The sequence below is a fragment of the Promicromonospora sp. NPDC057138 genome (assembly GCF_042670845.1).
GTDB lineage: Bacteria > Actinomycetota > Actinomycetes > Actinomycetales > Cellulomonadaceae > Promicromonospora.
The window spans coordinates 1-13,249 of the sequence record NZ_JBHUUX010000103.1 but is presented as its reverse complement, the minus strand read 5'-3'; the positions used below and the strand labels follow the sequence as shown (position 1 = coordinate 13,249).

The 13,249-nt window shown below is 71.4% G+C and carries 13 protein-coding genes; 10 read left to right on the top strand and 3 right to left on the bottom strand.

Going from position 1 to position 13,249, the window contains the following annotated elements:
- Positions 1 to 58: 58 nt before the first annotated feature.
- The gene (locus tag ACFT2C_RS28020; RefSeq protein WP_377210383.1) at positions 59 to 1,303 is read right to left on the bottom strand and encodes a hypothetical protein; all 1,245 of its coding nucleotides are present in this window, start codon (positions 1,301 to 1,303) and stop codon (positions 59 to 61) included.
- A gap of 388 nt (positions 1,304 to 1,691) precedes the next feature.
- On the opposite strand from ACFT2C_RS28020, the gene ACFT2C_RS28015 reads away from it, so the two are divergent.
- Together ACFT2C_RS28015 and ACFT2C_RS28010 are read left to right on the top strand one after the other, a co-directional pair.
- Positions 1,692 to 2,009 carry a hypothetical protein gene (locus tag ACFT2C_RS28015; RefSeq protein ID WP_377210382.1) on the top strand — a complete coding sequence of 106 codons (318 nt, stop codon included), beginning with the start codon at positions 1,692 to 1,694 and terminating at the stop codon, positions 2,007 to 2,009.
- Positions 2,010 to 2,024: 15 nt separating this feature from the next.
- Positions 2,025 to 2,393, top strand: coding sequence for a hypothetical protein (locus tag ACFT2C_RS28010; RefSeq protein ID WP_377210381.1), 369 nt, complete (start codon positions 2,025 to 2,027; stop codon positions 2,391 to 2,393).
- 187 nt (positions 2,394 to 2,580) lie between these two features.
- Here ACFT2C_RS28010 and ACFT2C_RS28005 read toward each other — a convergent pair whose 3' ends face one another.
- The gene (locus ACFT2C_RS28005; RefSeq protein WP_377210380.1) at positions 2,581 to 3,846 is read right to left on the bottom strand and encodes a hypothetical protein; all 1,266 of its coding nucleotides are present in this window, start codon (positions 3,844 to 3,846) and stop codon (positions 2,581 to 2,583) included.
- Entirely contained in the window at positions 3,843 to 5,759 is a 1,917-nt protein-coding gene (locus ACFT2C_RS28000; protein ID WP_377210379.1) for a hypothetical protein, read from the bottom strand. The genes ACFT2C_RS28005 and ACFT2C_RS28000 overlap by 4 nt, the downstream gene beginning before the upstream one ends.
- Positions 5,760 to 5,816: 57 nt before the next feature.
- Here ACFT2C_RS28000 and ACFT2C_RS27995 point away from each other — a divergent pair, with 57 nt between their 5' ends.
- From ACFT2C_RS27995 to ndk, 8 genes are all read left to right on the top strand, one after another.
- The gene (locus ACFT2C_RS27995; protein WP_377210378.1) at positions 5,817 to 7,160 is read left to right on the top strand and encodes a bifunctional folylpolyglutamate synthase/dihydrofolate synthase; all 1,344 of its coding nucleotides are present in this window, start codon (positions 5,817 to 5,819) and stop codon (positions 7,158 to 7,160) included.
- A 116-nt stretch (positions 7,161 to 7,276) separates the two neighbouring features.
- A complete protein-coding gene (dhaK, locus tag ACFT2C_RS27990) occupies positions 7,277 to 8,272 on the top strand; it encodes a dihydroxyacetone kinase subunit DhaK (protein WP_377210377.1) in 996 nt (331 codons plus the stop codon).
- A gap of 19 nt (positions 8,273 to 8,291) precedes the next feature.
- The gene (gene dhaL / locus ACFT2C_RS27985) at positions 8,292 to 8,975 is read left to right on the top strand and encodes a dihydroxyacetone kinase subunit DhaL (protein ID WP_377210376.1); all 684 of its coding nucleotides are present in this window, start codon (positions 8,292 to 8,294) and stop codon (positions 8,973 to 8,975) included.
- On the top strand, positions 8,972 to 9,751 hold the full coding sequence (locus tag ACFT2C_RS27980) for an HPr family phosphocarrier protein (RefSeq protein ID WP_377210375.1): 780 nt from the start codon (positions 8,972 to 8,974) through the stop codon (positions 9,749 to 9,751). The genes dhaL and ACFT2C_RS27980 overlap by 4 nt, the downstream gene beginning before the upstream one ends.
- Before the next feature lie 57 nt (positions 9,752 to 9,808).
- Positions 9,809 to 10,507 (top strand): TetR/AcrR family transcriptional regulator, encoded by a 699-nt coding sequence (locus ACFT2C_RS27975; protein ID WP_377210374.1) that lies wholly within the window; start codon positions 9,809 to 9,811, stop codon positions 10,505 to 10,507.
- A 95-nt stretch (positions 10,508 to 10,602) separates the two neighbouring features.
- Positions 10,603 to 12,210, top strand: coding sequence for an MDR family MFS transporter (locus tag ACFT2C_RS27970; protein ID WP_377210373.1), 1,608 nt, complete (start codon positions 10,603 to 10,605; stop codon positions 12,208 to 12,210).
- Entirely contained in the window at positions 12,207 to 12,647 is a 441-nt protein-coding gene (locus tag ACFT2C_RS27965) for a DUF4233 domain-containing protein (RefSeq protein WP_377210372.1), read from the top strand. The genes ACFT2C_RS27970 and ACFT2C_RS27965 overlap by 4 nt, the downstream gene beginning before the upstream one ends.
- A gap of 62 nt (positions 12,648 to 12,709) precedes the next feature.
- Positions 12,710 to 13,183, top strand: a complete 474-nt coding sequence (ndk, locus tag ACFT2C_RS27960; RefSeq protein ID WP_377210371.1) for a nucleoside-diphosphate kinase — start codon at positions 12,710 to 12,712, stop codon at positions 13,181 to 13,183.
- The last annotated feature ends 66 nt before the right edge of the window (positions 13,184 to 13,249 follow it).

Here is a 13,249-nt window from a genome sequence, read left to right as displayed (position 1 = left end):
CGTCCCCGGCCCACCCCGGGGAGGCTCGGACAAGCGCTCTACTTCGCGGACCTCGCGGTCAGTTGTCGATGCGGGCGTCCCAGTGGTCGAGGATGTCGACCATGGGGATGCCGTAGACGTAGGAGAAACACTGGGTCGACACGGACGTCCGGCCGCAGCTGCGGCGGTTCGAGCCGCCGTCGATCATCCCGCGGGCGTACGCCTTGCCGTCGATGATCGCGTACATCGGCCCGCCGCTGTCGCCCCCGCCCACGACGACCCCGCCGTCGTCCCGGCTGGCCCGGAAGCCGTGGCAGGTCTTGTCGCCGCAGCTCCACGCCATGTCGGTGGCGCGGATGGTCGCGCAGTGCTCCCCGGTCACCGCCCCGGAGTTGCAGATCGTCTGCCCGACGGCGGGCCGCTGCACCCCGCCGACCGCGAACCGGTAGCGAGAGTTTGCGCTGGTCGCGTTCCACGGTCCGCCGAACGTGGACTTCGCCGTCTCGGGGCTGCCGATGGGGTCGATGAGCTCGGCGTCGAGGCTCGTCGTCCGGTTGGTGACGGTGCCGAGCCGGTCGCCTGCGCCGTCGCGGACCACGGAGCCGACGCCGTCGTTGCAGTGCGCGGCGCTGACGATCCGGCGGTGACCGCCGCCAGTGACCACCGGGAAGCCCGTCGAGCAGTAGTCGGTCCCGTCCTTCGTCGCCATCGCCCCGCCTGCGTGCCACGGCGCCTTGTCGTCGCGGCGGCTGCCGGCGGTGGACTGGACGTCGTCGTCGATCGTCGCGAGCCGGACCGGCACCCCGGCGACGCGCTCCAGGAGCTGCGCCAGGGCGGGCATGCGCGCGGCGGCCGAGTCGTGGCCGACCTCGACGACAAGCCCCGCGTAGTCGGGCGCCGGGAGCGCGGCGAGCACGGCGTCGGGGCCGTGCAGCGCGCGCTGGCTGTCCAGCAGCCGGGTGCTGGCGGTCCGCAGATCGGCCTCGCTGAGGGCGGTCTGCCGGACGTCGACGGTCACGCCGGCGGGAGCGCGCTCCGTCAGCGCGCCGACCGCTGACGGAGCCTCGCCCTTCCAGGAGACGACGACGCTCGCGGTGTCGTAGTTGACGGCGACCCCGGCGTAGCCGGGAACCCCGGCGAGGGTGGTGGCACTGCCGGCGGCACGGTCGACGGCTGTGCGGACATCCGCGGAATCCTGCCCGGCCGTGTTCGCCTCAGGCTGCCCGACGACGCTGGTGCCGGCCGCCGCCGGAGCGGCGAGCGCCGTGGTCAGCGCCATGGCGCCCACGACGATCGCGCGTCGGAACGTGCTGTTTCGCCTCATGCTGTCGTTTCCCCCCGACGGCCCCCCGAGCACCGCCGGCCGACGCTGCGCAGTCATCGTTCTTCACCGGGTGAAACCTCGCAACACGATGTGTGATGCGGGGGGCTGTTGGAGGGGGTGCCAGTTTGCGCGAGGCTGCCGAACGTGGGTGTCGCGCCCGCGTCGGGTTTACATAGGCGTACTTATCATAAGTACGCCTATGAAAGTCTCCGGCGAGATGCGCTGGCCTCGCGGGAGTGCCCAGGCCGAGGGCGGAACGAACGCCGTCTTGGTCGCAGACCGTAGGCATGGCGAAGGTGGGCCGTGTCTTCTAGAGTTTGAGCACCATGAGGCGGGCCCGTGCTTGCGGGCTCGCCTCTGACGTTCGTGCACCTTGGACGGAGCTCTCGTGCCGCAGCCCACAGCGATTCTGTACATCGACGGCTTCAACCTGTACCGCCGATGTATCGAGGGGCACCCTGAGGTCAAGTGGCTCGACTTGTGGGCCTTCGCGCGTCACCTTCTTCCTGGCTACGACGTTGTACGTGTCCACTACTTCACGGCGAAGGTGAAGCCGGGAGCGTCACCGGAAAGGAATGCGCACCAGCGGCAGGACGCGTACCTGCGAGCGGTTCGGACTCTCGCGCCGGACGTCGAGATCCACATGGGCACGTTTCGAATCGATACTCGCGTCATGGCGAAGCACCCGGTAGAGGTCGATCCCTAGTCCGGACGGTACGTCATGACCAAGGTCCGCAAGATCGAGGAGAAGGGTTCGGACGTCAATCTCGCTGTGAGGATGGTCGCCGACGCATTCGAGGGTCGCGCCGACTCGTACGTGATGTTGAGCAACGACTCCGACCAGGTGGGTCCGTTGCGGATCATGAAGGAGGAGGTCGGCGTGAGCACCGGAATCGTGCTTCCGATGGAGTCGGCCAGGGGATCCAAGGCGCTCATGGCGACGGGTCCGGACTTCGTCGGGCACGTGACTCGCGGTGTGCTCGAGGCGTCGCAGTTTCCGGACGTGATGGAGGACAAGCACGGGAAGATTCACCGACCGCCTACATGGTCCGAACGTTCCGAAGGCCCCCGCGATGCGGGGGCCTTCTAACCGGTAGCCGAAGCATCCGGGGGCGTACGACAACGTTCGCGCATGTCTGGATGGGTGTCAAGCGCGGATGATGCGATGGTCGGTGCGGGCGGCCCGTCTGTAGAACCGCACCTTGCGGATCGGCGCCGGGAGTGCCATTGCGGTCGGCATCTGGTCTGTCCGATGTGGCCCCGCCGTGTATGGGTGTTCAGGCCGACGGCGGAACGAACGCCGTCTCCGTCTCCGCGTCCAGCACATCCAGCGCGATGCCCACGTACGACTGGGTCCCGATCATCAGGCACCCGCCGCCCTGTGCGCGGGCGGTCACGACGCCCAGCGCGAGCGCCACCCGCGCGTCCAGCACCTTTTCGTGCATGGCCTCAGCCTTGGTGAACGTCAGGTAGTCGTTGGCTCGTGAAGGGATGACCCGCTCGAAATCTCGGAGCTCGGCGAAGCACGCCGCTACGTCCTTGGTGTCCGGGAAGCTGGCCACCACCGTGTCCAGTCGGCCGTGCCACCGGAGGTAGTCAGCCACGGTGGCCGCGACGCCTTCGGGCGAGATCGCGCCGTCGACCATTACGGGCACGTCGCCCAGCATGTGCCTGCTCAGCCGGCCTGGCACGCGCACGCTGGCCAGCGCGGCGGCGGCCCCAGCGTCGTCGACGCGCCAGCCGAGAGCCGAGCCCAGCGCTCGCGCCGCAGTCTCCCCGGCCGCGGCATTCAGCCGCGTGATCGGCGCGAGACCCGTCGGCGCCGACGTCGGCGAGTCCGCGTTCACGGTCACCAGGTCGGTGCCGAACCTCGCGGCCGTCTCCTCGACGATCTCCGTCACCTCGGCGTCCTGCGCGACCGTCACGATCGTCCGCGTCCCGGGCCCGACGACGCCGAGCAGGTCCCGCGCCACATCGTCGAGGGTGGGGCCCAGCAGCTCCCCGTGCTCGTAGAACACCTTCGTCACCGCAACCACGAGCGGCTCGAACAGGCTGACCTCGTCGGATCGTCCGCCGAGCCCCTCCTCCAGCACGAGCACATCGGCACCCCGTGTGGCGGCCCAGGCTGCACCGGTGATCGTGAACGACCCGGTGGGCGACAGGTACCCGTCGTCCGACGGCGGGACCGACTCCCGAGCGCGGGCCAGCGCCTGGGCGACACGCTCGTACTCGTCGCGCGAGATGGCCTGGCCATCGAACCGCATCCGTTCCCGGTTCGTCCGCAGGCCGGGCGAGGAGACCAGCCCCACGTGGGCCGGGCGGTCGTCCCCGACCAGGGCGGCTGACAGCGTCGCCGCGGCGTGCAGCGCCGTCGTTCCCTTGCCCTTCGAACCCACCACCGCCAGCACGGGCGGAGTGTTGTCCCACGCGCCGATGGCCTGGCCCACCGCCCGCGCGCGGGCCAGGGACCGGCGCGTGCCGGGCCGCTTGGTGCTCCACTCCTGGAAGAAGGGAGCGTCTCCGGGAAGGTGCTGGGCGGTCACCCGCCTACCTTCTCACCGCCTCGACCGGCTCCGGGACCATGTGCCTCGACCGGGCCTGGCATCTGTTCCACCCAGTTCTCGTCCACCCGTGCGCGGCTCCGCGGTTGCGGGATGCGTAGGCGGGCGAGCGCGAACACGGACATCAGGGCCGTGCCGAGCCCCAGGGTGGGCCAGTGCGGGTCAGGCAGTGCGGCACCGGCGAGGACCAGGCTCGCCAGCGGGACGACCAGGGAGTTGAGGTTTCGCACGAGCACAGGCCGTAGCCGACGGCGCACGGTGACCACCGTGGCCACCGGCGCACCCAGCTGGTCCCGCAGCCGCGTCGACATGCGGACCGTGATGTGTGGCGACATCCCGTCCGGCAGGTCCGGCCAGAGCCGGTTGACCCGCTGCACCTTCCTCACTGATTCGGTGAGTGATCCGGACGTTGGCGGATCGTGATCCGCGACAGCGAGCGCGACCACCTCGCGACCACCCCACCGGACGAGCACCTGCTGGCCCGACTCGACGCCGATGCGGTCGAAGACGGCCTGATGGAGCGTGACGATCGGCGCCCCGTCGTCGCCGGCGTGCGCCTGGATCACCCGGGCCGAGAACTCGGGCGCGCGGAAGAGCGCGCGCCACAGCCGTTCCATGGTGCGGTCGACGGCTTCGCTCGCCTGCTGGACCCGCTTGGCCGGCAGGTGATGCCTGATCACTGCCGGCTCCGCGGCGACGAGCGCGACGAGGGCACTGTCCGGCGTGCCGTCCGAGGCGGTGAGGAGCCGAAGCTGGTAGGCGAGCCGGACGGTGCCCGGCCGGACATGATCGCGCGGCACCGCATGCACCCAGGCCGTGACGCCGCCCTGCACCAGGAGATACGTGCCCGGTGTGATGTCCTCCGGGTTGACCTGCACCTCGTTCGCGCCCGGCATGTCATCGACCAGGGCGGAAAAGGTCCGCAGCTGCGTGATCGGTGGCACCCGCACCGAGACCGACATGGCGCCGCTCACGGCGGCGCGCAGCCGTCGGCTCACACCGACCTGGGTGGGGGAGAGGTCGCGGGCCTCCTCCGGAATCCCGTCGGCGGCCGCGCTCCAGGCCCACGCCACGGTGGCGTGGTCGTCCGCGACGACCGTGACGGGCACCGGCCCGTTCGTCCCGGACAGCAGGTCCGGGTGCACGACGGCGGTCGGCAGCCCCGAGGCGATCTTGACGGGCACGGTCGTCAGGCCGGACGGCGTCGGCGAAGCCAGCCCTTCGATGGCGGCGACCAGGGCGGTGACGAGACCGGAGAGCGCCGTGGCCTTCCCCGAGGGCGGCCGCAGGTGCGCGGCGATCTCGACCTGCAGCGCCGGGATACCGAGCTCCTGCGCGAAGGCCGTGACCGTGGTCGGCCGCATCGCGTCGAAGACGGCGTTCGTGGTGACGCGCAGGCCGCTACCGGCCAGAGCGGCGACGACAGCGGACGGAGCCGGTCCCGTGCCCGTGCCGAGGTCGACGTCGGACTCCGTGCGACTCCGCATGCCATGCAGGTCGATGACCACCGTCGGCTGCAGCTCGGCCAGCCGTTCCTTGAGCGGGTGCTCCTGGTCGTAGTTCGCGTCCCCGGGTGTGTCCACTGCGACGAGCGCCGTGCAGCCGGTCACCTGAGCGAGCAGGACGGCGAGGCCGCCCGTGCCGCGGTCCGCGACTTTCTGCGCGCCGTCGCGCTCGTGGTTCGTCGCGTGCGCGGCGGTCACCACGACGTGCGGTTGCGCGGACCCGGTGATCTCGAGCAGCCCGGGTGTCGGCTCCGACACACTCCCCGCGATCGGCGAAGGCCAGGGTGGACGTCCGCCGTCGTACCTGTCCTGGCTGAAAACCTGTTCGAAGACCAGCCAACGGGCCGTGAGGTCGTCCGACGCGTTCGACGTCTGCTGCTCGTCCGACACCTGCTGAGCCCCCGCACGAGATCGGCAACCTTGATTCCGGAACCTTATCCTCGTCACGTGGACGAAGCCTTTGAAGCAGTACGCCGCGAGATCGCGGCCCGAGCCCCCGAATTCGACATCGACCCCACCATGGCCCGCGTCCAGCGCGTCCTCGAGCTCCTCGGCGACCCGCACCGCGCCTACCGGACCGTCCACGTCACCGGGACCAACGGCAAGTCCTCCACGGCCCGCATGGTCGAGCGCCTCGTGCGCGAGCACGGCCTGCGCACCGGCCGGTTCACGTCCCCGCACCTCACGAGCGTCACCGAGCGCATAGCCGTCGACGGCGAACCCCTCAGCCAGGAGCGGTTCGTCGAGGTGTTCGAGGACGTCGCGCCCTACATCGGCGTCGCCGACCGCGAGTCCCAGGAGCAGGGCGGCCCGCCCCTGAGCTTCTTCGAGGTGCTCACTGTCATGGCCTTCGCCGCGTTCGCGGACGCCCCCGTCGACGTCGCGGTCATCGAGGTCGGCATGGGCGGCACCTGGGACTCCACCAACGTGGTCGACGGCGAGGTCGCGATCATCACGCCCATCGCCATGGACCACGAGCGCTGGCTCGGCTCCACGATCGAGGAGATCGCCACCGAGAAGTCGGGGATCATCAAGGACGGCGCCGTCGCCGTGATCGCCGACCAGCCCGACGCCGCGCTCGAGCCGATCCTCGCCCGCGCCCAGGCCGTGAACGCCCACCTGATCCGCGAGGGCGTGGACCTCGAGGTGGTGGACCGGCGCGTCGCCGTCGGCGGGCAGCTCGTCGACCTGCGCACCCCCGCCGGCGTCTACACCGAGATCTTCGTGCCCCTGCACGGCGCCCACCAGGCACACAACGCCCTCCTGGCGCTCGCGGCCACCGAAGCCCTGATGAGCGGCGGGCGCGCGCTCGGCGCGGAGATCGTCGAGGCCGCGTTCGCCGACGTCGACGCCCCCGGCCGCCTGGAGGTCGTGCGCACCAGCCCCACCGTGGTGGTCGACGTCGCGCACAACCCCGCCGGCGCCGAGGCCCTGGTGGACGCGCTGGAGGAGTCGTTCAACCTGGAGCACATCGTCGCCGTCGTCGCCGTCATGGCCGACAAGGACGCCGAGGGGCTCCTGTCCGTCCTGGAGCCGACGGTCGCCGAGATCGTGGTCACCCGGAACTCTTCAGCGCGGTCCGCGGACCCGGAGGACCTCGCCGAAGTGGCGCGCGAGGTCTTCGGGGAGGAGCGCGTGCACGTGGCCGGCCGCCTCGACGAGGCGCTGGCGCTCGCGGCGGACCTGGCCGAGGCCAACGACAAGCACGGCGGCGGCGTCGGCACCGGCGTGCTGGTCACGGGCTCCGTCGTCACGGTGGCGGACACCCGCATCCTGGTCGGCCGCGGCTGACCCGTCCGTCCTAGCGCTGTACGTTCGGCCGCGCCGTGGTGTTGTATGAATCCCATGGGACTCGTGTGCGGGCCCGGCGACGTCGCCGGGTCGCACAGCCCCGCGAGGAGGTCGCCGTGAAGAAGCTGCTGAACGATCCCGCCGATGCCGTCGCCGACTCCCTGGCCGGCTTCGCGCTCGCCCATGCCGACCTGGTCCGGGTCAGCTCGGCACCAGTTTTCGTCAGTCGCACCGGGGGCGCGGTGACGGGCAAGGTAGGCCTGGTCAGCGGCGGCGGCTCGGGGCACGAGCCGCTGCACGCGGGCTTCGTGGGCCCCGGCATGCTCGACGCCGCCGTCCCCGGCGCCGTGTTCACGTCCCCGACTCCGGACCAGATCCTCCCGGCGATCCAGGCGGCCGACGGCGGCGCCGGCGTGCTCACCATCGTCAAGAACTACACGGGCGACGTGCTTAACTTCGAGACCGCCGTGGAGCTCGCCGTCGAGGAGGACATCGAGGTCGCCTCGGTGCTCGTGAACGACGACGTCGCCGTCGAGGACTCGCTCTACACCGCGGGCCGGCGCGGGGTGGCCGGCACGCTCGCCGTCGAGAAGATCGCGGGGGCGGCGGCCGACCGCGGCGCCGACCTCGCGGGCGTGACCGCCGTCGCCGAGCGGGTCATCGCGAACGTGCGATCCATGGGCGTGGCGCTGGCGGCGCCCGTCGTACCGCACGTGGGCCGGCCCAGCTTCGACCTGCCCGAGGACGAGATCGAGGTGGGGATCGGCATCCACGGCGAGCCCGGCCGCCACCGGGTGCCCGCCGCCAGCGCCGACGAGGTCACCGAGATGCTGCTGACCCCCGTGGCCGACGACCTCGGCCTGGTCGGCGGTGAGCGAGTGTTGCTGTTCGTCAACGGTATGGGCGGCACCCCCCTGTCCGAGCTCTACGTGGTCTATGGTCGAGCGCGGCGCCTTCTCGAGGAGCGTGGCGTGACGGTCTCCCGGTCGCTGGTGGGCAACTACGTGACGTCCCTCGAGATGCAGGGGGCATCGATCACTGTCCTCCGGCTGGACGAGGAGCTGGAAGCCCTCTGGGACGCGCCGGTGAACACTGCAGCACTCCGGTGGTGAAACAGGAAGGGTTCCCGACATGGCGTTGGACGCGGACTGGGCGGAGCGATGGGTCCGCCGCACGGCGGACGCGATCGCGGACGCGAAGGACGAGCTGACGGAGCTCGACCGGCAGATCGGCGACGGCGACCACGGCGAGAACATGCATCGCGGCTTCCGGGCGGTGGTGGCCCGGCTCGACGACGAGGCGTCCGGCCGCGGCGCCGAGGACGAGCGGACCGTCGGCGACGTGCTGAAGCTCGTGGCGACCACGCTGATGTCCACCGTGGGCGGCGCGTCCGGCCCGCTGTACGGCACGGCGTACCTGCGGGCGGCGAAGGTGTCGGGCCGCCCCTGGATCGACCCGCCGGCAGTGGTCGCGGTGCTGGAGGCCGCGCTCGAGGGCGTGTCCTCGCGAGGCAAGGCGACGGTGGGGGAGAAGACGATGGTGGATGCCTGGCACGCTGCGGTCGAGGCGGCCGAGGCCAGGGCGGCCGACGGCGGCTCCGAGGTGGACGTCCTGCGGGCGGCCGCCGAGGCCGCCGACAAGGCGGCGACCGCCACGATCCCGATGATCGCGACCAAGGGCCGCGCCTCGTATCTCGGGGAACGCAGCGCGGGGCACGAGGACCCGGGCGCGCGCTCGACCGCGCTCGTGCTGGGCGCGGCGATGGCCGCGGCCCTCTCCGGCCCGACGCCGGCCGACCCCCGCACCGCGGCATGACGGCGCGCGTCGCCCTGGTCCTCGTCTCGCACTCCGCCGAGCTGGCTCGCGGGACCGCGGAGCTCGCCGAGCAGATGGCGCCCGACGTCCTCATCCGGGGCGTGGGCGGCGGGCCCGACGGCGGTCTGGGCACCTCGCTCGACGCCGTCCAGAAGGCCCTCGCCGACGTCCTGACGATCCTGACCGACGGCGTGGGTGACGCCGGTCCGCTCGACGCCGTCGGCCAGCGTGCGGACGCGCCGGACGGCGGCACGCGTGGAGGCGTCGTCGTGCTCGGGGACCTCGGGTCCTCGGTGCTCACGGTCGAGGCGGCGCTGGAGCTGGACGAGTCCCTGGCCGAGCGCGTGGTGCTGGCGCGGGCTCCGTTCGTCGAGGGCGCCGTCGCCGCGGCCGTGACGGCGCACGGGGGTGCGGACCTGGGCACGGTGCTGGAGTCGGCCAACGCGTCGGTGCGGATGTTCGCCGCGATCGAGGCGGCGCAGTCGCCCGAGGCGGGTGGGCCGACGTCGGGCGGGCAGAGCGAGATCTCGCAGACGGTGACCGTGCGCAACCCCCTCGGGCTGCACGCGCGGCCGGCGGCGCTGGTGTCGCGCAAGGTGGCGGAGCTGGGTGCCGCGGTGACCATCGACGGCGTGGACGCCTCCAGCGTGCTGCAGCTCATGGCGCTCGGCGCCACGCAGGGGCGCGAGCTGCGCGTGGAGGCCACCGGGGAGCGGGCCGCCGAGGCGGTGACGACGGTCGTGGAGATGATCGAGGCGGGGTTCGGCGAGGTGTGACCGCCGTCTCATCCTTTTGCATTTGATGTAATTTTGCACTGGGTGCAGAATTGGGCCATGGCTCCCACCTCCTCGCGCCCGACAGCCGCGCCCGCCGACGCCGCAGCACGCCCCGGCCTGCGTGAGCTCGCGTCCGCGCTCGAGGGGACGCCGGCCGAGCAGGGGCTGCGCGAGCGCAAGAAGTTGGCCCGGCGCGGGGCGCTGATCGACGCCGCGCAGCAGCTCGTCGCGGAGCACGGCCTCGATGCCGTGACCGTCGAGATGATCAGCGCCGAGGCCGGCGTCTCGCCCCGCACCTTCTTCAACTACTTCGAGTCCAAGGACGACGCGGTGCTCGGTGCCGAGGACGCCGGACTGCCCGAGGACGTCGTCCGGACGTTCGTCGAGGGCGGCCCCACCGGCCGCCTGCTGTCCGACCTGCAGGTCGTGGTCGCCGCGCTGCTCGCCCCGGCCGGCGCGGCCCACGACCGGATGATGCGGGCCATGGACCTCATGCAGCAGGAGCCGCGCCTGCTGCAGCGCCACGTGGTGTGGATGGACCGGCACAAGAACCGGCTGGTCGAGCTCTTCGACGCCCGCCGCGCGACCACCCCGTTCAGCACCTCCAACGAGCTGCTGACCATGCTCGTCCTGCTCCTCCTCCGCACCGCGCTCGTCGCCTGGGAGCACGCCGGGTACACCGGCGACCCTGCCGACCACCTGCCCGCCGCCGTCGCGCAGCTCGTCGACGTCGTCGCGCACGACCTCGACTCCTGACCCTTGTTGTGGGCGCGATCGTTGCGCCTAGAACGGGCACGTAGTCGCAACGATCGCGCCCACAGCCAAGACCCGATCCCCAGAAAGGCACCTTCATGAGCCACGCCGTCACCACGGCGCCGGACAAGCCGCTGGTCGTCCTCAACCAGCGCACGATCTGGCTGATCTTCGGGGCCCTGATGGCCTCGATGTTCCTGTCCTCCCTGGACCAGACCATCGTCGGCACGGCGATGCCCACCATCGTGGGCGAGCTGAACGGCGTGGAGCACCAGGGCTGGGTCATCACCGCCTACATCCTGGCGATCGCTGTCGCCATGCCGCTCTACGGCAAGTTCGGCGACCTCTACGGTCGGCGCTGGCCGTTCCTCGTGGCGGTCGGCCTGTTCGTCGTCGCCTCGCTGGGCGGCGGCATGGCGCAGACGTTCGAGTCCCTCGTGGCCTGGCGGGCCGTGCAGGGCCTGGGCGGCGGCGGCCTGATGATCCTGTCGCAGGCGATCATCGCGGACATCATCCCGGCGTCCGACCGCGGCAAGTACATGGGCCCGATGGGCGCCCTGTTCGGCATCTCCGCCGTGGCGGGCCCGCTGCTCGGCGGCTGGCTCACCGACGGTCCCGGCTGGCGCTGGACCTTCTGGATCAACGTGCCGGTCGGCATCGCCGCGTGGTTCATCGCCTACCGCGCGCTGAAGCTGCCCTCGCACCGCTCCACCAGGCCCACCGACTGGGGCGGCATCCTCACGATGGCGCTGGGCACCACCGGCATCGTGCTCCTGACGAGCTGGGAGTCGCTCGGCAACGACGGCTACGACTGGTCCGACCCGATGCTGCTCGGCCTGCTGATCGGCACCGTGGTCCTGGTCGGCCTGTTCGTCCTCATCGAGAACCGCGTGGCGGAGCCGCTCATCCCGCTGCGGCTGTTCAAGAACCGGACGTTCACCATCACCACGCTCATCGGCCTGGTGCTCGGCATGGGCATGTTCTCCGCCATGTCGATGCTGCCGACGTTCCTGCAGATGTCGAGCGGCGCGGGCGTCACCGAGTCCGGCCTGCTGATGCTCCCGATGATGGCCGGCCTGATGCTGACCGCTATCGGGTCCGGCATCGCGATCTCGAAGACGGGCCGCTACAAGATGTTCCCGGTGGCGGGCCTCGTGGTCACGATCGCCGCGATGATCTGGCTGACGCAGATCGAGGGCGAGATGTCCCTGTGGCTGTTCGGCGCGATGATCTTCGTGCTCGGCGCCGGCATGGGCCTCGTCATGCAGACGATCGTGCTCGCCGTGCAGAACTCGGTGGACCCGCACGAGCTGGGCACGGCGACGTCGTCCAACAACTTCTTCCGGGAGATCGGCTCCGCGGTGGGTACCGCGGCGTTCACCACGGTGTTCACGTCGCGGCTCACGGACAACCTGCAGGGTGTGTTCGCGGACGTCCCGCAGGGCGCCGCGCCCGCGGGCGTTGGCTCCGGCTCCGGCCTGACGCCGCAGATCGTGGACCAGCTTCCCGAGCCGCTGCACAGCGGCGTGATCGACGCGTTCGCGAACTCCCTCGCCCCGGCGTTCTGGTACCTCGTGCCGCTGGTCGCCGTCGGCCTCGTGCTCGCGCTCTTCCTCAAGGAGGTCAAGCTGTCCAACGAGGCCGGCATGGTCGCCCGCGGCGAGGCGGTCATGGAGGGCAAGGAGACGGATATCCTGAGCCGGTGAGCAAGGACCGACCCGCCCCAGGTGACCGCATCAAGCCCAAGAAGTCCGCGCTGGTGCAGTTCACCTCCACCACGCTGCTGCTCGAGGTGTTCGTCGTGATCTTCGCGACGCTGGCGGTGTGGGGGCTGCGCGGCTCGGAGTTCGGCCGCGGGCCGCTCCAGATCGAGTCGGGCGGGGTGATCTGGGCGCTGGGCGGGGTCCTGGCCCTGGTGCTCCTGATCCTGTCCCGGGCGCAGGGCTCGGCCGCCGGCCGGGCGGCCGGCACGGTGGCGCAGGTCCCGGTGCTCGCGATGGGCCTGCTGGTGCCGATGATGTACCTGGTCGGCGGGATATTCGTGATCCTCTGGATCTACGCGTTGCGCCTCGGCGCGCGCGTGGACCGGGAGCGTGCTGAGTACGACGCGGCCCACCCGGAGACGGCCCCCAACGCGGGCTGATCCTTGTCCCGTTGGTGGGCGCGCGGTCATCGTGGCGCTCCCGGCCCGGATAGGGTTGCGGCATGACCGACGTCGCAGAGAAGACCCTGCCCACGGAGGCCTCGACGCAGCCCGTGGCCGAGCGCACCCTCGTCCTCGTCAAGCCGGACGGCGTCCGCCGCGGCTTGTCCGGCGAGATCCTGCGCCGTATCGAGGCCAAGGGCTACACGCTCCGGGCCGTGCAGCTCAAGAACGCCACCACCGAGATCCTCGCCGCGCACTACGCCGAGCACGAGGGCAAGCCGTTCTACGCGCCGCTGGTCGAGTTCATGATGTCGGGCCCGGTCCTGGCCGTCGTGGCCGAGGGCGAGGGCGTCATCGCGGGCTTCCGCTCGCTGGCGGGCGCCACCAACCCGACCGACGCCGCCCCCGGCACCATCCGCGGCGACCTGGGCCGCGACTGGGGCACCAAGGTGCAGCAGAACCTGGTGCACGGCTCCGACTCCCCGGAGTCCGCGGCCCGCGAGATCGCCCTCTGGTTCCCGGAGCTGGGCTGACATCGAGGACGCCGAAGTAGAGCGTGTGTCCGGGGTGCGCGGGTAACTCCCCGCGCACCCCGGACA